Source organism: Neoaquamicrobium sediminum (assembly GCF_040970315.1).
Lineage (GTDB): Bacteria > Pseudomonadota > Alphaproteobacteria > Rhizobiales > Rhizobiaceae > Aerobium > Aerobium sediminum.
Window position 1 is genome coordinate 1021030 of sequence record NZ_JAZHFV010000002.1, and the last position, 20970, is coordinate 1041999.

Consider the following 20970-nt stretch of genomic DNA (forward strand, 5'->3'; position numbering starts at 1 on the left):
CACCTCCGCGCGTTGTTCGCGCAGAGGAGACTGATCATGACCGAGATACTCTGGCTGCTGATCGTTATAGGCGGCCCCATTTTGATCGCCGTACTTTTGGCCTACGCGATGCTTAATCGCCGCAAACGCTCGACAGGAGAGGTGGCCGCGCAGCGCAGTGCCACGCGCCAGCTCTACGAAGAGAAGGAAAAGCCTGCCCCCGCGCCACTCAACAAGGTGGCGACGCCCGACGAGTCGCGTGAAACGCCGGCAACGCGCTCCCTGCGCGCCGAACGGGCCCGCGCGGATGCCGAGGAAGAACTGGAAGAGGGGCTGGAAGACACGTTTCCCGCCAGCGATCCGGTTTCAGCCACGTCCACCACAACCACCGGCGCGCCGAAGCAGCGCCGCAACGGTCAGTAGTCGCGCTCGAAGAACACGCCGAGGGACGAGTCGCCGTCGCTTCCGAGCGAGCCGCGCGCCTTCAGTTCCTCGGTGATGTCGAGATTGATCGTTCCACGCGTCGAGCCCTGCGCGCCGGCTTCCACGCCCAGATAGATGTTGTCGCTGATGTAGCGGCCGGCCCGCACGGCGGCATTGCCTTCACTGTCGGTCACCACGTCGAGATCGTCGAGGCCCGTCGCGTTACGCAGGCTGCCGAGCAGCGACGTGTTAGAGCCGCCCGCCAGTTCGGCCGCCGCTGCCGCAAGCTGCGCGATCTGCAGCGGCGACAGTTCACTCAGGCCTCGGTTGAAGATCAACCGCGCCAGCACCTCGTCTTCAGGCAGCGCCGGCTGCGAGGAGAATGAGATATCGAGATCGGAAACGCGTCCCGACACCGTGATGAACACGGTGATGTCGCTGCTGGCCGAACGGGCGACGAAGTTCAGGAACGGATCGAGGTCGCCCACCAGCGTTACCGTGCCTTCGTCGAAGGTGATACGCTGGGCGAGGATCGAAAGCCGGCCGCGAATGAGGTTGAAGCCGCCCACCGGCTGGATGTCGGTCACCGGCCCCGTCAGCTGGACGCGCCCGCCGAGTTCCGCGTCGAGCCCGCGGCCGCGCACGAAGATGCGGGCAGGGGCGTTCACACCGACATTGAGCCGCAGAACACTCGGCCGCGCCGAGGGCGTCGGCGTGCCGTCATTGGCCCGAGCGCGCTCCAGTGTCCGCTGTACGCCGGGCGGTGGGTTTCGGTGTATGACGTCGATGGAAGCAGCACCTCCGGCCAGATTGTCCGGCACGGTGATCTCCGCGCGCTCGACATTGATCTCGCCCGCAAGAACCGGGTCCCGGGTCAGCGCGCCGGTAACTGCGAGGTTGCCGTTCACCGTCGCGACCACCATGTCGCCGTCTGCATAGCGCGCCTGGTTCAGCGCGACGCGGATGTCGGCCGGGAAGCCCGCCGCTGCGTTGGTCGAAATCGTACCGCTGGCGCTCAGACTGCCGCCTGCCGACAGCGAGGCATTGGCGGAGCGGATGGTCACGGTCTCGCCGTCGATCGACGCCATGACGTTGATGTCGCGCAGGCCCACATTGCTTTCAGGGTCGATCACCTGCGCGCCGTTGGTGGACGCCATGCCGCGGATGACCGGCTGCTGGATGCTGCCTGAGACCGAACCGCTGAGTTGCACGACGCCGACGAGCTGCGTGCCGCGGTCGGCCAGGAAGCGGTTCGCCAGCGACAGCGGCGCAGCACCGTTGAGGTTCACGGAAAGGCCGTTGCCGGACAGGGGCACCGTTCCGCTCGCGTCGAGCGACAGGCCGGCCGGTCCGGTCACCGAAACGGACGAAAGCGTCACCGCCTGGTCGGCGAAGCGGCCCGCTGCGGTCGCGTCCAGCGAAGCAATGCCGGCCGCCTGCAGGGGAGCGGCGCTGAGGCTGCTTCCGCGCAGGTTGAAATTCGCCTGCGGGGCGCTCGTTGTCCCGGCAACCCGCGCGGTTCCGGTGATGGTCCCGCCGAGGTCCTGGCCGGGCGCAACGCGATTGAGCGCCGCCAGCGGAAACGCATTGAGGTCGATGTCGAGCGCGAGCTGGCCGTCATCGAGCGGCACGCCTCCGCGCACATCAGCGCGCAGGCCTTCCGGGCTGCTGACGGAGGCATCCACATTCAGCCGCTGCCCGGTCGTCTCGCCGCTCGCCCGCACGTTCAGGGAGCTCTGTCCGGCCTGTTGCAGCGCGGCGGCGGTGATGGCGTCGCCGTTAAGCGTGAACCGCGCGTTTGGCGCGTCGCGCTCACCCGAAACTGTCGCTTCGGCGTTGAGCGTGCCGCCCAGGCCGAGGTCGGGCCGCACGAGATTGGCGATCGACAGCGGCAGCCGCGCGATCGAAACGTCGAGGTCGATGATCCGTGCGATGCTGCCGTCTGCCGAGATGCGTCCACCGGCGACGTCGACGGCCAGGGAATCGATCTCGATGCTGTCACCGACGATCAGCAGCGATGCCGGTTCCAGCAGGCGCGCGGTGACGACGCCCTGGCCGAGCGAGGCTTCCTCGAGACCGATGCGGAACCCTTGACCTTCTGGCGAAAGCGCTCCGCGCGCCCGAGCCTGGGTGCCGTTGTCCAGCTTCGCGTCGGCCTCGAAGGCGGTGGTCTCGCCGCTGCTCTGCGCGCTCGCGTTCAATGTCGCGACTTCGACGCCGCCGGCTACCAGCGCCTGCGCGTTGACCGTGCCATTCACCACCGGCACGCCGAAGAGGTCTTCGAGCTTGGCCTCGATGTCGGCCTGCCCGAGCTGCGTTTCCCCCATCCGGAAGTCGCGCACGGTCGCCTCCGCCGTTGCGTTCTGTTTGCCTTCCTCGGTCGAGGAAAGCGCCACAGTCGCATCGACGGCACCTGCCGCTTGAACGAGGAACAGGGCAGCGGCCGTCGAGATGTCTGCGGCGTCGACAGCCAGATCGCCGTCGAGCAGGCCGGTCGGGCCCTGCGTGACCGATCCGGTGAGCCGCGCGCCGCCGGCGGTGAATTCGAGGTCGCTCAGGCGGCGCTCGCCGGCCGCTGAAGCAACGCCAGCCGAAAGCTGCACGCGCACGCCGTCGAGGAAGGCGTCGCCGCCGACCGTGCCTGCGACCGCGCCACCGTCCAGCGTGCCGTCGAAGGCGATCTGCGCCTGCGTCAGGCGCTTGCCCGCAAGGCTGCCGTCGGCCACGCGCGCCAGCGTGTTGATGGCGATCGGCCCTTCGCTGCCGGAAAGCCGTCCGCGCGCTTCGAGCCGGCCCTGCGCCTGCTGCGATACGAGCGCGAGGTCGGAAAGGGTCAGCGCGTAGTCAAAATCGGCCGCGCCCGTGGCGATTGTGCCGTCTGCGGTCAATTCGATGCGCTCGTTGCCGACGCGCAGGTTCTCGGCGGCCAGCCCGTTCTCGCCGCGCGCGACCCGGCCGGTGATCGTTGTTTCCCCGCCAAGAAGATTGTCGGCAGCCTCGATCCCGATGCGAAGTTCTCTGGCCGCGCTGTCGATCGTCAGGTCGAAAGCGCCGCTCACAGGCCGCAGCTCGCCACTGGCACGCAGGTCGAGAGCACCCTGCAGGTCGCGACCGGCAAGGCCAGAGAAGGGCGCTATGCTCTGCGCCTGAACCGCCATATCGCCGTTGAAGGCCAGTTCGGCGATCTTGCCTTCCAGCGAGACCGAGAGGCCGTTGCCTGAAAGGACCGCGTTGGCGAGGTCTACCTGCGCGCCGGCATTCCACGAGCCGTCGACGTCGAGCGTGATCTCGTCGCCCAGCGCTTCGCCGACGTCGGCACGCGTCGCGATGATGCCTGACAGGGCCCCGTCGACGCCAAAGGTGATGCTGCGCGCGTCCGGTCGGTCTAGGTTGCGAGCGAGCCCGCCGAGATCGAACACCGCGCGCTCGGCGGTGAACTCGGGCGTTGCCAGCGCGTCGACCGCGATCTGGCCCGACCATTCCTCGCTGCCGGCTTCTCCGAAGGAGAGGTCCACCGTGGCGCGTCCGACGGTTGTCTCGCCGCCTGGCAGCGGGAGCACCACGCGCTCGGCGCTGCCGTTGTCGATCGTCGCATCGAGGTTCAGATGGCGCAGAAACCCGTCGGCCTGCGTTTCGGCCGCGGCCTGCAGCGACAGTGCCGCGCTGCGCAGATCGAGCGTATCGAGCCGCATGCCGCCTGCATCCTTGACGAGGCCGCGCGCCTCGAGCGTCGTCTCCGCGCCGAAGAAGTCGCGGAACTGCACCGGGATGAGCCTTGCGATCGGCCCGGAAAGCTCCGCGCCATAGGCCAGGCCTTCGTCCTGGCGACGGATCTGCGTGATGCCGCTCAGCACGCGCTCGCCGTCGGCGTCGAGCGCCAGCGTCACGTCGAGGCTCGACAATGGCCCCGCGCCGGTAACCTCGAGAGCGACGGGCGGGCGGCCCTCGATGTTCAGCGCGTTGGCGACGATGCCGTCTGCCGGTTCGGAAAGCTTCAGATCGAGGTCCAGCTCCTCGGTTTCGTTCGCATAGGTCGCGGTCAGGCCGAACTGCCCGCCGGGGCCGTCCAGTCGCGTGATATCGAGGGCGGTATCGAGCGAACCGTCTTCCAGCCGGATGCGGCCCGCGACCGAGAGCTCGGATTCAAGGCCGAACACGTCCTGTCCGAAGCTGATCGAAGGCACTTCCAGCGCATCCAGATTGATCGCGATGGGTAGTTCCGGGATCTGGAACGAGCTCGATTCCGGCGCCGGCAGGCTTTCGTCCGGGATCGGCTTGCGAACCACCTCGATCCGTTCGGCGCTCAGCGTGTCGATCTGCAGGCGCTGCCGCAACAGCAGCGTCGTCCGGCTCCAGACGATGGAGGCGTTGACGATGCGCAGCCACACACCTTCATTGTCGGCGACGGTGATCTGGCCGATCTGCGCATTGGAGGACAGAACGCCCTGTATGCCCTGTATACGGATCTGACGGTTCGGCGCAGACAGCCGGTCCTCGATGAACGACATCAGGAGCCCGCGTTCCTCTTCCGGCGTTTCCTGCTGCGCAAGGGCAGGGGCCGTCATTAGGAACATCAGAAGGGCGGCGAGAATGCGCATCAGAATGCCTGTCCTATGCCGACATAGACGCCGACGCTGGGATCGCCCTCCCGGCGGTCGAGCGGAACGGCCACGTCGAGCCGGATCGGCCCGAGCCCGGTGATGTAGCGCAGGCCCACACCAGCGCCCACCCGCACGTCCTCGTTGAAGCTCGGGATCGTGTCCTCGCCGACATAGCCGGCATCGACGAACCCGACGACGCCGATGGAATCGGTGACGCGAACGCGCGCCTCGACCGATGCTTCCGCCAGCGAGCGGCCGCCGATCACGTTCCCGGCGGCCGTCGGCACACCGATATTGCGGTAGCCGTAGCCGCGTACCGAGCCGCCGCCGCCGGCAAAGAACAGCATGTCCGGCGGCAGTTCGGCGATCGAGGGGCCCGTCAACATCCCCAGCTTGAGGCGACCAGCCAGCACGAAGCGGTTCTCCGCGCCGAAACCGTAATAGGCGCGGGCCTCGGCGGTGGCTTTGAAGGCCGGGTTGCCGTATTCGAATTCGTAGAACGGATACGCCGTCGCCTCGAGGAACAGGCCCTCGGTTGCGTCCGCGGCGTTGTCGCGGCTGTCATAGCTGAGGCTGCCCGACACGCCGACGGTGGTGAAATCGCGCCTGCCGAATTCGTCGTCGTCGAAGCGCGCCCGCCCACCCATGAGGAACAGCTTGGCCGACAGCTCCTCGCTGAAAAGGTGTGTGAAGCCGCCGGTCGCGGTGACGGCGGTGCGGGTATAGGCGTCAAGCACCTCGCGGTCGCCGAAGAGCGATGCCGTGAAATCGGTATCCGGCGTATAAACGCCGGGCTTCACGAAGGTCGCGCCCACGCGATAGGTGAATTCGTCCGGCTTGAAGGTTTCGCCGATGCCTGCGACCTTGGCTTCGACACGCAGCCGCTCGGCGCGCCCGAAGAGGTTGCGGTGCAGCCAGAAGGTCTCGAGCCCGAGTCCGTCAATGGTCGAATAGGTGCCGCCGACGCCGAAGCGGCGCGGCAGCCGTTCCTGCACGATATAGGTGATCGGCAGCATGCCGTTGGCGTCCAGCATCTCCGCTTCCTGGAAGCGCGCGGCGCGGAAGACGTCGAGGCGGGCGATGCGCGTGCCGGCGCGCTTGATGTCGTCTGGGTCGTATTCCTGCCCCTGCCGCAGCCCGGTCATCCAGGCGAGCCATTCCGGGTCGATCCGCTCCGCGCCCTCCACGGTCACCGGTCCGTAATAGGCCTTCTGGCCCGGATCGACGGTAATGCGTGCATCGATGACATCGGCGTCGTGCGCGGCCTCCACGCGCCGGTCGGCGATCTCGGCCTTGGCGTGGCCCTGCTGGCGCCAGGCTTCCACCGCAAGCCGCTCGGCGCGCAGCACGGCGCCCGACTTTGCGACCTCACCAGCGGCGAAACCTTCTTCACGCGGGTCGTCGACCTCGTCGCGGCGGTTGGTTGCCGGCGGCGCCTGGTTGACGATCTCGGCCTCGCGGAAAGTGAAGAGGGGGCCGGGATCGACGGTCACCAGGACGGTGGCCGGTTCGGCCAGCGTGGCATCGGGCGCAAGCTCGGCGGCCTCACGTCCGTCTATGCGGATCGAGATCGTGCCGCCGTAGCGTCCCTCGGAATAGAGCGTCGCAAGCAGCCGGCGATAGTCGCCACGGGCCTTTGCCAGCAGGCCGGCAGCACCCGAAGCCGGTTCCTCGCGGTCGGCCCATAGCGTCGAGGCGCCGCGCAGCTTTCGCTCCAGCCCGTCCTCGTCCTCGCCGACGGCGAACTCGACATCGTAGTTCTGCGGCTCGCCGATCACCAGGTCTTCCTCGGCCGGTTCATCGCGGCCGAAGAGCTTGAGCCCGAAAATCTCGAACGCATGTGCGGGCAGCGGCGCGGCCATGGCCACGCACACGACACCCGCAACGACACGGAAAGCCAATCCTGGAGACGACCTGCGCCCGATCAAGCGTACACCTTACACATCACAACAATCGCGCTGGCTTCTGGCTGCCACCGGCGCGATTATCGATGTCATAACCTTAAGAATCCGCTTTCAACGGACCGCACCCGGGGCAATCTACCGATGCGGCACCCCCTTGTCCAACGCCCCCCGGTCACGGAATGTTACGGAACATCCTGTTGTTCTTCACGTTTTCTTGTTTCGGCGGGGCCGCGAAACAGGAGTGAGCACCATGCCTGCGACATCCAAGGCACAGCAGAAGGCAGCCGGGGCAGCGCTCGCCGCCAAGCGCGGCGAGATCAAGAAATCCGAGCTGCAGGGCGCGTCGCGCGAGATGTATGAATCGATGACCGAAGACCAGCTCGAGGACTTCGCGGAGACTAAGCGCAAAGGCCTGCCTGAGAAGAAGTCGGACTAGTTATCGCGCCGCCAGGAACGCCGCGATTGCCGGTATTCGTAGATGCTCGACCAGCGCCACGCGCTCGGGCGTGAAGTGACCCTCGACATCGAGCATATTGACAGTACCCAGCATCTTGCCGCGCACGAAGACCGGCATGTTGACGCAGGAGCGGCAGCCGAGCGAGCCGATCAGCTCCCAGTCGGGGAAGTGGCCCGCGATCGCCTCCAGCGTGTTGGCGACGAACAGTTGCTTGCCGATGACCACCTGTTCGAACCAGGGATCGACGGTGATCGGCTTGGTGCCGGAGACAGGATAGGCCTCCGGCATGTTGGTGTAGAGGCGCCGTGCGACTTCGGCGTCGAGGTCGACCGTCGTCACCGTGAACAGCTTTGCGCCGACGATTTGTTGGGCCAGCGCCTGCAATGCCTGCCATGGCTTCTGCGGCCCGGTTTCCTCGGCGATGGCGCGGTGAAATGCGCCGAGCGCGGCGTGGATGTCATGCGATGTCATGGGTGTCCTCAGGCGGATAGGCGCGTCGTGCTCTTTTCGACGAGTTCGCGCGAATAGGGGTCGGTCATGGTGTTGGTCTTGAGCGCGTCGACCGTCGCCACTTCCACGATACGGCCCTGACGCATGACAGCCAGCCGGTCGCACAGGAAGGAGACGACAGGCAGGTCGTGGGTGACGAGGATGTAGGTCAGGCCCTGTTCGCGGCGCAGGCGCTTGAGCAGATTGAGGATTTCAGCCTGGACCGAGACGTCGAGCGCCGAGGTCGGCTCGTCCAGCAGCAGGATTTTCGGCTTGAGCATCAGCGCGCGGGCAATCGCCACGCGCTGCCGCTGCCCGCCGGAAAGCTGGTGCGGCAGCCGGAACCGGAATTTCGGGTCGAGCCCGCAGGCGTCCATCATCTCGGGAACGCGCTTGTCGGCGCCGCCGATGCCGTGGATGGTCAGCGGCTCGGACAGCGTCGCGTCGACCGTCTGGCGCGGATGCAGCGATCCGTACGGATCCTGGAATACCATCTGGCAAAGTGCCGCGAATGTCCGGTCGATGCGCTTTCCGCGCGCCTTGCCGAACAGCGAGATTTCCCCTTCCCAGTCGGGCGCGAGCCCGGTGATGGCGCGCAACACGGTCGATTTGCCGGACCCGCTCTCACCCACCAGCCCGAAGCATTCGCCCTCGGCGATGTTGAGCGAGAGGCCTTCAACGACAAGGGTATCGCCGTAGGAGATGTCGAGGTTGCGCAGTGAGATCGCGTTCATGCCGTCTCCCACTGGCTGCGGTCGAGCACCGGCAGCTCGTCGCGCGTTTCATCCAGCCGCGGCACGGATGCCAGCAGGCCGCGCGTATAGGGGTGCGTGGCCTTGTCGAGTTCGCTCGCCCGGCATTCCTCCACCACCTCGCCGCGATACATGACGAGGATGCGGTCGCAGAAGGCGGAAACCAGATGCAGGTCGTGGCTGATGAAGATCAGCCCCATGCCGTTTTGGGTGATCAGCTCGTCTATGATCTTCAGAACCTCGCCCTGCACCGAAACGTCGAGCGCCGAGGTCGGCTCGTCTGCGATCAGGATCGACGGGGCAGGAATCAGCATCATGGCGATCATTACGCGCTGGCCCATGCCGCCCGATACCTCATGCGGGTAGAGGTCGAACACCCGTTCGGGATCGCGGATCTGCACCGCCTCCAGCATGTCGAGCACCCGCTGGCGTATCTGCTTGCGCGGCAGCTTCTCGTGCACGGCCAGAGCCTCGCCGATCTGCTCGCCGACGGTCAGCACCGGGTTGAGCGAGAATTTCGGGTCCTGCATCACCATCGAGATGCGCGCGCCGCGCACCTTGCGCATCTCGCGCTCGGAGATTGACAGCAGGTCCTGGCCCTCGAAGCGCAGCCTGTCGGCGGTCACCACCCCCGGCGCGCGGATGAGGCGCAGGATCGAGCGCCCCGTCATCGACTTGCCCGAACCGCTTTCGCCGACGATGCCCAGCCGCTCGCGGCCGAGCGAGAAGGAAACGCCGCGCACCACCTCCACCGGGCCGGTCGCGGTGGGAAAGCGCACCCGCAGGTTCTGCACGTCCAGCAGCGGTTCGCTCATTGCTTGCCTCCGCTCTTGGGGTCGAGCACGTCGCGCAGGCCGTCGCCGAGGAAGCAGAAGCCCAGGCTGACGATTACGATGGCGAAGCCCGGCATGGTGGCAACCCACCACTGGTCGAGGATGAACGCGCGGCCACGCGAAATCATCGCGCCCCATTCCGGCAGCGGCGGCTGTGCGCCGAGCCCGAGGAACCCGAGGCCCGCCGCCGTCAGGATGATGCCGGCCATGTCGAGCGTCACGCGGATGATGACCGAGGACGAGCACAGCGGCAGGATATGGCGCAGAATCACCCGTGCGGCCGATGCGCCCTGCAGGCGGATCGCGGCGATGAATTCGGAATTGCGGAAGGTGAGCGTCTCGGCGCGTGCAATGCGCGCATAGGCCGGCCACGACGTGATGGCGATGGCGATGACGGCGTTCTCGATGCCGGGCCCGAGTGCCGCCACGAAGGCGAGCGCCAGGATCAGCTTCGGCATCGACAGGAAGACGTCCGTCACACCCATCAGGATGCGGTCCGTCCAGCCGCCGAAATAACCCGAGATGGCGCCGATGATCAGGCCCAGCGGCGCTGCGATCGCCGCCACCAGCAACACGATCACCAGCGTGATGCGTGCGCCGTAGACGATGCGCGACCAGATGTCCCGCCCGAGTTCGTCGCTGCCGAGCCAGAATTCAGGCCCCGGAGGCTGCAGCCGGTCGGTCAGCGTGCCGGCATAGGGCGAATGCGTGGCGAAGAACGGCGCGAAGACGGCCAGCACCACCAGCGCGAGAATGATGAGCGCACCGATCACCGCAAGCGGGTTGCGCATCAGCGCCATGAAGACGCGATAGGAGCGCCCGAGCCGCGCCTGCATGCGCGAGGCGGGGGATTCCGTCAGAAACCATTCGCGGGTCGTCATGGCGCGCTCCTCGACGTAGGGTCGCGAATGACGAGTTCTTGCGCGCCCCCCTCTGTCCTGCCGGACATCTCCCCCACGCGGGGGGGGATCGGTCCGCGCGCCACTTTTCGCCAACCTTCAGCGTTGCAGACTAGGTGCGGAAGCAAATGAAGGCTGATCTCCCCCCATGTGGGGGAGATGTCCGGCAGGACAGAGGGGGGCAACGTAGAGCGCGGCGTGTGGATCGAGAGGTCTTGCATCGTCCTCACCTCGCTCTCGGGTCCAGCACGCGATAGAGCACGTCGGAGACCTTATTGATGGCGATGAAGACCGCGCCGATCACCAGCGTCGCGCCCAACACTGCATTCATGTCCGCATTGAGCAGCGCCGATGTCAGGTAGTTGCCGATGCCCGGCCAAGAGAACACGGTTTCGATCATCACCGAGCCTTCCAGAAGCCCGGCATAGGAGAGGCCGATGACCGTGATCAGCGGCACCCGGATCGGCCTGAACGCGTGGCGCCAGATTACCTGCCGCTCGGGCACGCCCTTCACGCGGGCGGTGATGACGTATTCCTGGCTCAATTGGTCGAGCATGAAGGAGCGGGTCATGCGTGCGATGTAGGCGAGGCTGAAGAAGCCGAGGATCGAGGCCGGCAGCACCAGATGGCTGACGGCATTCCAGAACACCGTCCAGTCGCCTGCGATTATGCTGTCCACCAGCATCAGGCCGGTCACCGTCGGCACCAGCCCGTCATAGAAGATGTCGAGCCGGCCCGGCCCACTCACCCATTGAAGGCGGGCGTAGAAGAGCAGCAGCCCGATGAGGCCGAGCCAGAAGGCGGGAACGGAATAGCCGAGCAGGCCGACGACGCGGATCGCCTGGTCGGTGAGGCTGCCGCGCCGCGCCGCCGCCACGACGCCCATCGGCACGCCGAGCACCACGCCGATGATGATGCCGAGCGTCGCCATTTCCAGCGTGGCGGGAAAGACGCGCGCGAGGTCCGAGGCAACAGGCCGGCCGGTGGTGACAGATGTGCCGAGATTGCCGGTCAGCACGTCTCCGACATAGGATGCGAACTGCATGACAAGCGGCCGGTCGAGCCCCATCTCCACCCGCACCCGCTCATAGACTTCCTGCGGCGCGCGGTCGCCGACGACGGCGAGAACCGGGTCGATCGGGATGATGCGGCCGATGAAGAAGGTGATCGCCAGCAGCCCAAGGAAGGTAAGCGCGATGGTGATCGCGAACGCCCCCGCCGACATCGCGAAACGCCGGCCTGCGCGCATTCGGCCTCCAGCCGCGCTCGTCTGGGCACGGCCGATACCCGGCTCGACTGCTGGTTCGATCGACAAGCTGAGATTGCTCCGCTGGCGTCGCACGATCTGTCGATAGTACCCAACAGGAAAAACGCGCGCTCTCGAAATTTCAGACTTGGATAATACAAATAATTTTGCTTGTATCAAAAAAATTTTGATGGAGTGCGCCGGCCTGTGAATATCCCGCAGCACCAAAGCCCGGCCCAGCAATCGGCGCAGCCGCGTGTGGGCGCGTTGATCCGGGCGCGTCGGCGCCAATTGCACATGACGTTGCAGGCGCTCGGCGAGGCGGCCGGGCTCTCCGTCGGCTTCCTCAGTCAGGTCGAGCGTGACCAGGCGACACCGTCTCTGGGCGCGCTTGCGGGGATCGCACGCGGCCTTGGCGTCGATATTGACTACTTTGTCGCCACGCCGTCGATCGGCAACGGCGTCACCCGCGCCGGCTCGCGCCAGACCTTCTCGCTGCCGGGCTCATCGGTGATGTACGAGCGGCTGCACGCCGAGTTTCCGGGCAGGGGGCTTTCGTCCTTCGTCATGATCGTGCCGCCGGGCCACCATTCCGAGATGGTCCATCACGAGGGCGACGAGCTGCTCTACGTCCTCGACGGCGAGATCGCGCAGACGGTGGACGGCGAGACGATCCGCCTCGGCGCCGGCGACAGTCTCCATTTCAGGGGCTCGAGCAATCATAGCTGGGCCAATGAGAGCGACCGGCCGGCGCGCATTCTCTGGACCGGCACCATGGCGCTCCTGCGTCCAAGGCAGGAGACGGACCGCCACCAGTCGGCCGACACGGACAGAAACCCGGCGGTCGTCACCGAACTCAATCACACCGCTTCAGCAGGGAGAACAAAACCATGAAAATCCTCAAGCAGGCCGTCCTCGCGGCAATGCTGTCGACCGCAGCACCCTTCGGTGCGGCCTTTGCCGCCACCCCGGCCGACGTGCTGGTCGTCGCGCAGAACATCGACGACATCGTCGCCATCGATCCGGCCCAGGCCTACGAGTTCTCGTCTGGCGAGCTCGTCACCAACATGTACGACCGGCTCGTGCAGTACGAGCCCGAGGATCTGGAGACGCTTGCCGGCGGTCTCGCCTCCGAGTGGACTGTCGACCCGGAAGGCAAGACCATCACCTTCACGCTGCGTGACGGCGTCACCTTCCATTCCGGCAACCCGCTGCGGCCCGAAGACGTGCTGTTCTCCTTCAGGCGCGTGGTGGCGCTAGAGAAGGCGCCCGCCTTCATCCTTACCCAGCTCGGCTGGACCGCCGACAACATCGAGGAGATGGTCACGCTTGGCGACAACACCGTCACCATCAAGTATGAAGGTGACTTCTCGCCGAACTTCGTGCTCAACGTGCTCGCCTCGCGCCCGGCGTCCATCGTTGACGAAGCGACGGTGATGGAAAACGAGGTCGACGGCGATTTCGGCAACGCCTGGCTCAACACGAATTCGGCTGGCACGGGCCCGTTCAAGCTGCGTGTCTATCGCCCGGCGGAACTGGCGACGCTGGACGCGAACCCCGACTATTTCAAGGGCGCGCCAAAGGTCGGCTCCGTCATCATCCGTCACGTCGCCGAGGCTGCGACCCAGCAGCTCCTGCTGGAATCCGGCGATGTCGACATGGCCAAGAACCTGACGCCAGACCAGATCGCCTCGCTCGAGGGCAAGGACAATGTGGAGATCGAGACCTACCCGCAGGCAGCCGTGCACTGGTTCTCCTTCAACCAGAAGGTCGAGGCGCTGACCAACGAAGCGGTGTGGGAAGCGGCACGTTATCTCGTCGACTATGAGGGCATGGCCTCCACCTTCCTCAAGGGCCAGATGCAGGTGCATCAGGCGTTCTGGCCGTCGGGTTTCCCTGGCGCTCTGAACGACACGCCCTTCACCTACGATGTGGAGAAGGCGAAGCAGATTCTCGCGGACGCCGGCGTCGAACTGCCGATCACGGTCACGCTGGACGTCATCAACTCGACGCCCTTCACAGACATCGCCCAGTCGTTGCAATCGACTTTCGCCCAGGCCGACATCAATTTCGACATCGTGCCCGGCACCGGCGCGCAGGTCATCACCAAGTACCGCGCCCGCACGCATGAAGCGATGCTGCTCTACTGGGCGCCGGACTTCATGGACCCGCACTCCAACGCCAAGGCGTTCGCCTACAACGCTGACAACTCGGACGACAAATACGTCTCCACGACCACATGGCGCAACGCTTGGGCCGTGCCGGAGGAGATGAACAAGGAAACCATGGCCGCGCTCGCAGAACCCGATCAGGAAAAGCGAAACCAGATGTATATCGACCTCCAGAAGCAGGTGCAGGAGAAGGCGCCGTTCGTGGTGATGTTCCAGGCCGTCAAGCAGGTCGGCATGGCGCCGCAGGTCGAGGGCTTCGTCAACGGCGCGATTTCCGATTTCGTGTTCTACCGTCTGGTCGACAAGAACTGACCGGACAGTAGGCGGGCCGTCGGGGGCCGACGACGGCCCGCTTTCATTCTTCCCGACTTCTGATCAATTGAGGAAAATGCCGTGACGGATATTGTCACCGAGCGCATTGCGCGCCTGCGCGAAAAAATGAAGCAGACCGGAACCGGGCTCGTCGCCGTCGGGCCGGGCACGCACATGCAGTGGCTGGTCGGGTTCTATCCCCATCCCGACGAGCGCCCCTGCCTGTTGCTGGTGGGCCCGGAAAAGGCGGGCTTTCTGATGCCGGCGCTCAACGCCGAAGCGGCGAAGCAGCAATCCGGTCTGCCGATGTTCGAATGGGCCGACGCCGATGGCCCCGACGCGGCGCTTGCCGAGGCTCTTGCCGCGATTTTCCCCAACAAGGAAGGCCGCATCGTGCTCGACGAAACGATGCGTGCCGACTTCGCCTTCCTGCTGGCCGACGCGCTTCCGGGCCTCGCCCGCGCCTTCACCGGCGATACGCTCGGCCTGCTGCGTTCGATGAAGGATGAAGAGGAATACAGGCGGCTCAAAGCCTGCGCCCTCCTCAACGACGAGGCGATGAAGGCCGCTTGGGCCGCCATCAAGCCGGGCATGACCGAGATGCAGTTAGCTGACGTCGTACGCGGCCACTTCTCCGACAATGGCGGCGCACCACTGTTCTGGATCGTCGGCGCCAGCGAGAACGGAGCCCATCCGCACCATGCCACCAGCGATCGCGTGCTGAAGCGCGGCGACGCCGTGGTGCTCGACATCGGTGGCCGGCGCAACGGCTACCCAAGCGACATGACCCGCATGGCGATTATCGGCGAGGCGCCCGAAGGCTACGCCGAGGTCCATGAGGTTGTTGAGCAGGCGGTGCAGGCGGCCCTGGCTGCGGCAAAGCCCGGCGTCAAGGCGAAGGATGTCGACAAGGCCGCGCGCGACGTCATCACGGCCGCCGGCTACGGCGAATATTTCGTCCATCGCACCGGCCACGGCCTCGGCATCGACGTCCACGAGCCGCCTTACATCACCGCCACGTCGGATACGGTGCTGGAGGAAGGCATGGTCTTTTCCATCGAGCCCGGCATTTATCTGCCCGGGCGCTTCGGCATCCGCCTGGAAGACATCGTCTTCCTGCGCGCCGACGGCCCCGAGATTCTCTCAGGCCTCCCGCGCGATGCGTTCTTGGCGAGGGTTTGAGGACTGGGCCTGCTTGAACCGCTGCGAAGTCGAGCGGTTCAGGCATGGATCCTCGGGTCAAGCCCGAGGATGACGACCGTATTCGGCGTCACCGTCAATCGCATGCGTTGGCGCTTGGCAGGCACCATCTCCACCTCGTCATCCTCGGGCTTGACCCGAGCATCCATGCCTGAACGGTCTCACCCTGCCGACGGTAACGTTCCTCGCCTCACACGAAGGGCATGCCCGGATCGAAGCGTCTCGGCAGCAGGCGGTCGAGATAGGCGTGGCCCTTCGCTGACAACCGGTTCTCGTCCGGTTCCAGGAAATCATCCGGCATATGCCGCGTCTTGCCGGCCACCGCCGAAAGCGGCACCAGCCGGATGACCGTCTTGCCGTCTTCCTCCTGCAGCGCCACCGAGCCGCCGCCGCGCGTGGCGGCGTCGAAGGCGAACACGCCCGCGTCGAACGCTTCCTGCGCGTCGACCGGGCTGATCATGCCGATATTGCCGCGCGGCAGGTAGCCGAACGTATCGACCCGCGCCCGCACGCCTTTCAGGTCTTCGGCCAGAATGCGTTCGATGGCCTGTCCGAGATCGGTGCCGGAGAGGCGCACATTGCCATGCGCGTCGCGCTCCAGCATCTCCGCCGGGATCAGGTCCTCAACCAGCGAGCGCCCCGACGCTGATGAAATGCCTTCCGAAAGCGCGATGATGCATCGCCCGTGGCGCGCCATCGTCGCCTTGATGTCGTCGACGAACCGCGCGCGGTCGAACGCCCGTTCGGGCACGTAGACGAGATGAGGGCCCGAGTCGTCGTCCAGCCGCCATGCGGCCGACGCGGCTGTCAGGAAGCCCGCATGCCGCCCCATGACGATGCCGGCATAGATGCCGGGCAGGGCGCGGAAATCGAGGTCGACGCTGAGGAAGGCCGAGGCCACGAACTCGGCCGCCGAGATGAAGCCGGGCGTATGGTCGTTTTGCTCCAGGTCGTTGTCGATGGTCTTCGGCGCATGCACGAAGGCCATCGAACCGCCGGAAGCTTCCGTCAGGATCTGCTGGGTGCCCGCCGTATCGTTGCCGCCGATATAGATGAAGGCGTCGGCGCTTACCTTGCGCAGGCCGGCAAGGATCGTTTCGCAATAGGCCGCATCCGGCTTGTCGCGGGTGCTGCCCAGCGCTGCGCTTGGCGTGGCCGCGATCCGCCGCAGCTCGTCCTCGGACCGTCCCCCGAGATCGACATAGTCGCCGTCCCTGATGCCGCGCACGCCATGGCGCGCGCCGAGCACGCGGCAGCCGGGATGTCGCCGACGCGCTTCCAGTACCGCGCCTGCAAGCGTCTGGTTGATGACGGCGGTCGGTCCTCCGCCTTGTGCGATGACGATCGTTTCGCTCACGGCGCTCCTCCCTTGATTTCGAGCCATCCTTAAATCGATTTAGCAATCCATGCAACGCCGCCGGGCCGGCATCACGTTTGCGCGCGCTCGCGCCAATCCACAGTGCCAACGCGCAACGATTCTGCTAATTGCTTCGTTGAAGGGCGTTCTCGCGATCGAAAGGAACGTTGATGTTACGTCGTTTCGTTGTCACTGCCGCGGCACTGGCCGCTGTTGCCGGCCCGGCGCTTGCACAGGGGCGGCCCGATGCGCGCACCATGAGCTGCGGCCAGGTTCACGGATTGATCGACCAGCGCGGGTCGGCGGTGCTGACCACAGGGCGCTACACATACGACCGCTATGTCGCTGACCGGCGGTTCTGCATGATGGAGGAAACGGTGCGGACGGTCTCCATCCCGACCAGAGACACCGACGATTGCCGCGTCTATCTGTGCGAGCTCGACAGCCGCGACCCGATCTGGGACCGTGGGAACTGACCGATTTAGGCTCTAACCCGCTCGGCCTTTGGATCGTAGAGCGGCCGCAGCGACGCGTCCGCTGCAACCCGCGTGCCTGCGATCTCGACCTCGTAGCGTGAAGCGAGTACCTGCGCTTCGCTTTCGCCGGGGCAGGGAACGTATCCAAGCCCCACCGCGCCGCCGAGATGATGGCCGTAATTGCCTGACGTGATCGTCCCCACGATCTGCCCGTCGCGCAGGATCGCCTCGTTGTGGAACAGCAGCGGCTCGGGATCGCGCAAGCGGAATTGCACCAGGCGGCGTGACAGGCCGGCTTCTCTTTTGGCCAGCACCGCTTCCCGGCCAATGAAGTCGCCCTTGTCCGCCTTCACTGCAAAGCCGAGGCCAGCCTCCAGCACATGGTCTTCGTCGGTGATGTCGTGACCGAAATGGCGGAACGCCTTTTCGATCCGGCAGGAATCGAGCGCATGCAGGCCGCAGAGCTTCAGGTCCAGCCCGTCGCCGGCCTCGGCGATTGCTTCGAACACGTGGGCTGCCTGATCCGACGAGACATAGAGCTCCCAGCCGAGCTCGCCCACATAGCTGACCCGGTGCGCGCGGGCGGTGCCGTAGCCGATCTCGATCTCAGCAAACGTGCCGAAGGGATTCTTTTGATTCGAGAAATCGGCCGGGCTCACCTTCTGCATCAGTTCGCGCGAGCGCGGCCCCATCACGCACAGGACTGCTTCGCTGGCGGTCATGTCCGTGACGGTCACGAACGCGTCGCCGACATGCCGCCTGATCCAGGCGAGGTCGCGTTGCAGCGTCGCCCCCGGCACCACAAGCAGGAACGCGGTTTCGGAAAGCCGCGACACCGTCAGGTCGCTTTCGATGCCGCCGCGCCGGTTTAGCATCTGGGTGTAGACGATCCGCCCGGTCTCCACGTCGACATCGTTGGCGCAGAGCCGTTGCAGGAGGGCGCATGCGTCGCGCCCTTCCACCTGGATCTTGCCGAACGAGGTCATGTCGAACAGGCCGACGCCTTCGCGCACGGCCAGATGTTCATCGCGCTGGTTTTCGAACCAGTTCTGCCGCCCCCATGAATAGCGATATTCGCGCTCCTGGTCCGGCCGCGCAAACCAGTTTGCGCGTTCCCAACCGGCAGTTTCGCCGAACACCGCGCCACGCGCCTTAAGGTGCTCGTGGATCGGCGAGCGCCGCACCCCACGCGCCGAAGTCATCTGGCGATAGGGGAAGTGGTCGGCATAGAGCAGGCCGAGCGTTTCCTTCGAGCGGTCGTAAAGATAGGTCCTGTTGGCCTGGAACGGCTGCACACGCCTGATGTCGACGTCCCACAGGTCGAAGGGCGGCTCGCCGCCCTCCATCCATTGCGCGAGCGCCATGCCGGCGCCACCCGAAGATTGGATGCCGATCGAGTTGAAACCGCAGGCTACCCAGAAATTGCGCAGGTTCGGTGCCTCGCCGAGATAGTAGCGGTCGTCGGGCGTAAAACTCTCCGGCCCGTTGAAGAACGTATGGATGCCGGCGTCGGCCAGCAGCGGCATGCGCCGCACCGCCTTGTCGAGGATCGGCTCGAAATGGTCGAAATCCTCTGGCAACTGGTCGAAGCAGAAATCCTCGGGGATGGGCTGGCCAAGCGGCGGCCACGGCTTCGCCACCGGCTCAAAGGCTCCGAGCAGTATCTTGCCCGCATCCTCCTTGTAATAGGCGCATTCGTCGGGCACGCGCAGCACCGGAAGCTGCCCCAGCCCCGCGATCGGCTCGGTCACGATGTAGAAATGCTCGCAGGCATGCAGCGGCACCGCCACGCCCGCCATCGCACCCACCCCATGCGCCCACATGCCGGCGCAATTGACGACATGCTCGCAGGCGATATGCGCCGGCTCGCCGCCGGCATCGACATCCACCCCGGTCACGCGGCCCTTCTCGCTGCGGATCGCGGTCACCTTGGCATTCTCGACGACCCGCACCCCGCCACTGCGCGCCCCGCGCGCCAGCGCCTGGGTGATGTTGGTGGGGTCGCCCTGGCCGTCGCGCGGGATATAGACCGCGCCGGCGACATCGGCGGTTTCGAGATGCGGATAGCGCTCCTTCACCTCGGCGACGGAGATTTCCTCGACCTCGACGCCGTTGGCGCGGCCCATCGTGGCGGACCGCAGCAATTCCTCCCGGCGTTCCGTCGTCAGCGCGACCGAGATGGAGCCGCACTGGCGCATGCCGGTGGCGATGCCGGTTTCGTCTTCCAGCTTCACGTAGAGGTCGGCCGTGTATTTCGCGAGCCGCGTCATGTTGGCACTTGCCCGCAACTGCCCGATCAGCCCCGCCGCATGCCATGTCGTGCCGCTGGTCAACTGCTTGCGTTCCAGCAGCACAATGTCGGTCCAGCCGAGCTTGGCCAGGTGATAGGCGACCGAGCACCCGGCCACCCCGCCGCCGATGATGACCACACGCGCCGAGGCGGGCAGGGCGGTCATGCGAGGGTCACCGCTTTTATAGCCCGGAACGATTTCGCCGAGTCACCTCCACCCTTTATCCCTCCCCACAAGGGGGAGGGATACGCCAGCGTCGCGCTGTTCCTTACAGCTAGACAGCTGGCGGAAGGGTGGGCGCTGCGTGGATGTCCTCCCTCCCCCTTGTGGGGAGGGGTAAGGGGTGGGGGTATGTCTCTCGAGACGCTCGTAGTTGCCATCACGCCGCGTCCCGCTTGTAGCTGCCTGCAAACCGTTTCAGCCGCGTCGCCGCCTCGCGCAGCACTTCGTCCGGCTGGCACAGGCTGATGCGGATATGGCCTTTCGCGGCGTCGCCGAAGCTGCCACCCGGCATCACCGCAACCTTTTCGGCTTCCAGCAGCGCCCAGGCGAAGGCCTCGCAGTCGGGCTCCAGCGCCGAGACGTCGAGCATCACATACATGCCGCCTTCCGAGCCGCGCATCGTCACGTCGTTCATGCCCCGGATCGCGTCGAGGAATACGGTCCGGCGCTTGGCGTAGCGCTCGGCGATGTCGGCGACGCCGTGGCCGTTCTCCAGCGCGTCGACGGCCGCGCGCGAGATGAAGTCCGGCAGCCCGTAGGTGGAGACGAGGTTGAGGCTGATGAGCATGGTGACGAAGTCTTCCGGCCCGGTCAGCCAGCCGATGCGCCACCCCGTCATGCCATGGCTCTTCGACATCGAATTGACCACCAGCGTGCGTTCTTCCATGCCGGGCAGCGAGCGGGGCGAAACGTGCCTCCGCGTGCCGGCGATCGTCCAGTAGACCTCGTCGGAAATCAGCCACAAATCGTGGCGCCGGCACACATCGGCGATGCCTTCCAGCGTCTCGTGCGTATAGACCGCGCCGGTCGGGTTGTTCGGTGTGTTGATCAGGATCGCCCGCGTGCGCGGCGTTATCGCCGCCTCGATGGCTGCTGCCTGCGGCTGGAAGCCGTCCTCAGCGTGCGCATCCACGATCGAAATGTCCACCTGCGCGGCGCGGAAGGTCGGCGGGTAGGTGGCATAGAAGGGTGCCACGATGATGGCGTGATCGCCTGCGTCACAGGTCGCAAGTGCCGATGCAAAAAGCGCGGCCTGCCCGCCCGGCGTCGATAGGATCTGCGCGGGCGATGTCTCCACTCCCGTACACGCACTCGTCGCCTTCGCCATCGCCGCGCGCAGGCGCGGAATACCCGGAAGCTGGGTGTAGTGGTGGTGCCCAGCCCGTACCGCGCGCACGCAGGCCTCCACCGTTTCGGCCGGAGTATGGAAATCATGGTCGCCGACCGACAGCATGATGATCGGCTCACCGGCCTGATGGCGTGTCATCGCCTCGAAATGCACCTCCCAGCCATCCTTGCCGGAGGGCGTGATGCCGGAAACGCGCGATGAAGGTGTGGGCATGGGGAGTCCAGTCTAT

At 65.9% G+C, this 20970-nt stretch carries 17 protein-coding genes; 6 read left to right on the top strand and 11 right to left on the bottom strand.

What is annotated here, in order from left to right; translation table 11 throughout:
• Positions 1-36 precede the first annotated feature (36 nt).
• A complete protein-coding gene (locus tag V1479_RS10315) occupies positions 37-402 on the top strand; it encodes a cytochrome c oxidase subunit II (protein ID WP_368802804.1) in 366 nt (121 codons plus the stop codon).
• Here the strand turns inward: V1479_RS10315 and V1479_RS10320 are convergent.
• The gene (locus tag V1479_RS10320; protein ID WP_368802805.1) at positions 396-5000 is read right to left on the bottom strand and encodes a translocation/assembly module TamB domain-containing protein; all 4605 of its coding nucleotides are present in this window, start codon (positions 4998-5000) and stop codon (positions 396-398) included. The two genes, V1479_RS10315 and V1479_RS10320, sit on opposite strands and share 7 nt — an antisense overlap.
• Complete coding sequence (locus tag V1479_RS10325) at positions 5000-6865, bottom strand: autotransporter assembly complex protein TamA (protein WP_368802862.1); 1866 nt, start codon at positions 6863-6865, stop codon at positions 5000-5002. Before V1479_RS10325 ends, V1479_RS10320 begins: the two co-directional genes overlap by 1 nt.
• 292 nt (positions 6866-7157) lie before the next feature.
• Between V1479_RS10325 and V1479_RS10330 the strand changes: the two genes are divergently transcribed.
• Positions 7158-7343, top strand: a complete 186-nt coding sequence (locus V1479_RS10330; protein WP_173190673.1) for a DUF3008 family protein — start codon at positions 7158-7160, stop codon at positions 7341-7343.
• Here V1479_RS10330 and V1479_RS10335 read toward each other — a convergent pair whose 3' ends face one another.
• The 5 genes from V1479_RS10335 to V1479_RS10355 form a co-directional block, all read right to left on the bottom strand.
• Positions 7344-7835 carry a GAF domain-containing protein gene (locus tag V1479_RS10335; protein WP_368802806.1) on the bottom strand — a complete coding sequence of 164 codons (492 nt, stop codon included), beginning with the start codon at positions 7833-7835 and terminating at the stop codon, positions 7344-7346.
• An 8-nt stretch (positions 7836-7843) separates the two neighbouring features.
• A complete protein-coding gene (locus V1479_RS10340; protein WP_368802807.1) occupies positions 7844-8587 on the bottom strand; it encodes an ABC transporter ATP-binding protein in 744 nt (247 codons plus the stop codon).
• Complete coding sequence (locus V1479_RS10345) at positions 8584-9420, bottom strand: ABC transporter ATP-binding protein (RefSeq protein WP_368802808.1); 837 nt, start codon at positions 9418-9420, stop codon at positions 8584-8586. Before V1479_RS10345 ends, V1479_RS10340 begins: the two co-directional genes overlap by 4 nt.
• Positions 9417-10319, bottom strand: a complete 903-nt coding sequence (locus tag V1479_RS10350) for an ABC transporter permease (protein ID WP_368802809.1) — start codon at positions 10317-10319, stop codon at positions 9417-9419. Before V1479_RS10350 ends, V1479_RS10345 begins: the two co-directional genes overlap by 4 nt.
• 244 nt (positions 10320-10563) lie before the next feature.
• Positions 10564-11586 carry an ABC transporter permease gene (locus V1479_RS10355; protein WP_173190679.1) on the bottom strand — a complete coding sequence of 341 codons (1023 nt, stop codon included), beginning with the start codon at positions 11584-11586 and terminating at the stop codon, positions 10564-10566.
• A gap of 294 nt (positions 11587-11880) precedes the next feature.
• Between V1479_RS10355 and V1479_RS10360 the strand changes: the two genes are divergently transcribed.
• The 3 genes from V1479_RS10360 (at position 11881) to V1479_RS10370 (ending at position 15248) form a co-directional block, all read left to right on the top strand.
• Positions 11881-12477: a helix-turn-helix domain-containing protein gene (locus tag V1479_RS10360; protein ID WP_173190681.1), complete on the top strand. Its 597-nt coding sequence runs from the start codon at positions 11881-11883 to the stop codon at positions 12475-12477.
• Complete coding sequence (locus tag V1479_RS10365) at positions 12474-14066, top strand: ABC transporter substrate-binding protein (RefSeq protein WP_173190683.1); 1593 nt, start codon at positions 12474-12476, stop codon at positions 14064-14066. Before V1479_RS10360 ends, V1479_RS10365 begins: the two co-directional genes overlap by 4 nt.
• 81 nt (positions 14067-14147) lie before the next feature.
• Positions 14148-15248 carry a M24 family metallopeptidase gene (locus V1479_RS10370; RefSeq protein ID WP_368802810.1) on the top strand — a complete coding sequence of 367 codons (1101 nt, stop codon included), beginning with the start codon at positions 14148-14150 and terminating at the stop codon, positions 15246-15248.
• Between the two features lie 38 nt (positions 15249-15286).
• Here the strand turns inward: V1479_RS10370 and V1479_RS10375 are convergent, their stop codons facing one another.
• The gene (locus V1479_RS10375) at positions 15287-15415 is read right to left on the bottom strand and encodes a hypothetical protein (RefSeq protein ID WP_368802811.1); all 129 of its coding nucleotides are present in this window, start codon (positions 15413-15415) and stop codon (positions 15287-15289) included.
• A gap of 41 nt (positions 15416-15456) precedes the next feature.
• Positions 15457-16623, bottom strand: a complete 1167-nt coding sequence (locus V1479_RS10380) for a diphosphate--fructose-6-phosphate 1-phosphotransferase (RefSeq protein WP_368802812.1) — start codon at positions 16621-16623, stop codon at positions 15457-15459.
• Between the two features lie 170 nt (positions 16624-16793).
• Here V1479_RS10380 and V1479_RS10385 point away from each other — a divergent pair, with 170 nt between their 5' ends.
• Positions 16794-17099, top strand: coding sequence for a hypothetical protein (locus V1479_RS10385; RefSeq protein ID WP_368802813.1), 306 nt, complete (start codon positions 16794-16796; stop codon positions 17097-17099).
• A gap of 5 nt (positions 17100-17104) precedes the next feature.
• On the opposite strand, the gene V1479_RS10390 is transcribed toward V1479_RS10385, so the two are convergent.
• Together V1479_RS10390 and V1479_RS10395 are read right to left on the bottom strand one after the other, a co-directional pair.
• Positions 17105-19555 (bottom strand): GcvT family protein, encoded by a 2451-nt coding sequence (locus tag V1479_RS10390; RefSeq protein WP_368802814.1) that lies wholly within the window; start codon positions 19553-19555, stop codon positions 17105-17107.
• A gap of 214 nt (positions 19556-19769) precedes the next feature.
• Positions 19770-20954: a pyridoxal phosphate-dependent aminotransferase gene (locus V1479_RS10395; protein WP_368802815.1), complete on the bottom strand. Its 1185-nt coding sequence runs from the start codon at positions 20952-20954 to the stop codon at positions 19770-19772.
• Positions 20955-20970 lie beyond the last annotated feature (16 nt).

Coding starts and splice junctions, on each gene's coding strand:
- V1479_RS10315 (WP_368802804.1), top strand. CDS start 37: ATGACCGAGATACTCTGGCTGCTGATCGTTATAGGCGGCCCCATTTTG.
- V1479_RS10320 (WP_368802805.1), bottom strand. CDS start 5,000: ATGCGCATTCTCGCCGCCCTTCTGATGTTCCTAATGACGGCCCCTGCC.
- V1479_RS10325 (WP_368802862.1), bottom strand. CDS start 6,865: ATGGCCGCGCCGCTGCCCGCACATGCGTTCGAGATTTTCGGGCTCAAG.
- V1479_RS10330 (WP_173190673.1), top strand. CDS start 7,158: ATGCCTGCGACATCCAAGGCACAGCAGAAGGCAGCCGGGGCAGCGCTC.
- V1479_RS10335 (WP_368802806.1), bottom strand. CDS start 7,835: ATGACATCGCATGACATCCACGCCGCGCTCGGCGCATTTCACCGCGCC.
- V1479_RS10340 (WP_368802807.1), bottom strand. CDS start 8,587: ATGAACGCGATCTCACTGCGCAACCTCGACATCTCCTACGGCGATACC.
- V1479_RS10345 (WP_368802808.1), bottom strand. CDS start 9,420: ATGAGCGAACCGCTGCTGGACGTGCAGAACCTGCGGGTGCGCTTTCCC.
- V1479_RS10350 (WP_368802809.1), bottom strand. CDS start 10,319: ATGACGACCCGCGAATGGTTTCTGACGGAATCCCCCGCCTCGCGCATG.
- V1479_RS10355 (WP_173190679.1), bottom strand. CDS start 11,586: ATGCGCGCAGGCCGGCGTTTCGCGATGTCGGCGGGGGCGTTCGCGATC.
- V1479_RS10360 (WP_173190681.1), top strand. CDS start 11,881: ATGACGTTGCAGGCGCTCGGCGAGGCGGCCGGGCTCTCCGTCGGCTTC.
- V1479_RS10365 (WP_173190683.1), top strand. CDS start 12,474: ATGAAAATCCTCAAGCAGGCCGTCCTCGCGGCAATGCTGTCGACCGCA.
- V1479_RS10375 (WP_368802811.1), bottom strand. CDS start 15,415: ATGGATGCTCGGGTCAAGCCCGAGGATGACGAGGTGGAGATGGTGCCT.
- V1479_RS10385 (WP_368802813.1), top strand. CDS start 16,794: ATGTTACGTCGTTTCGTTGTCACTGCCGCGGCACTGGCCGCTGTTGCC.
- V1479_RS10390 (WP_368802814.1), bottom strand. CDS start 19,555: ATGACCGCCCTGCCCGCCTCGGCGCGTGTGGTCATCATCGGCGGCGGG.
- V1479_RS10395 (WP_368802815.1), bottom strand. CDS start 20,954: ATGCCCACACCTTCATCGCGCGTTTCCGGCATCACGCCCTCCGGCAAG.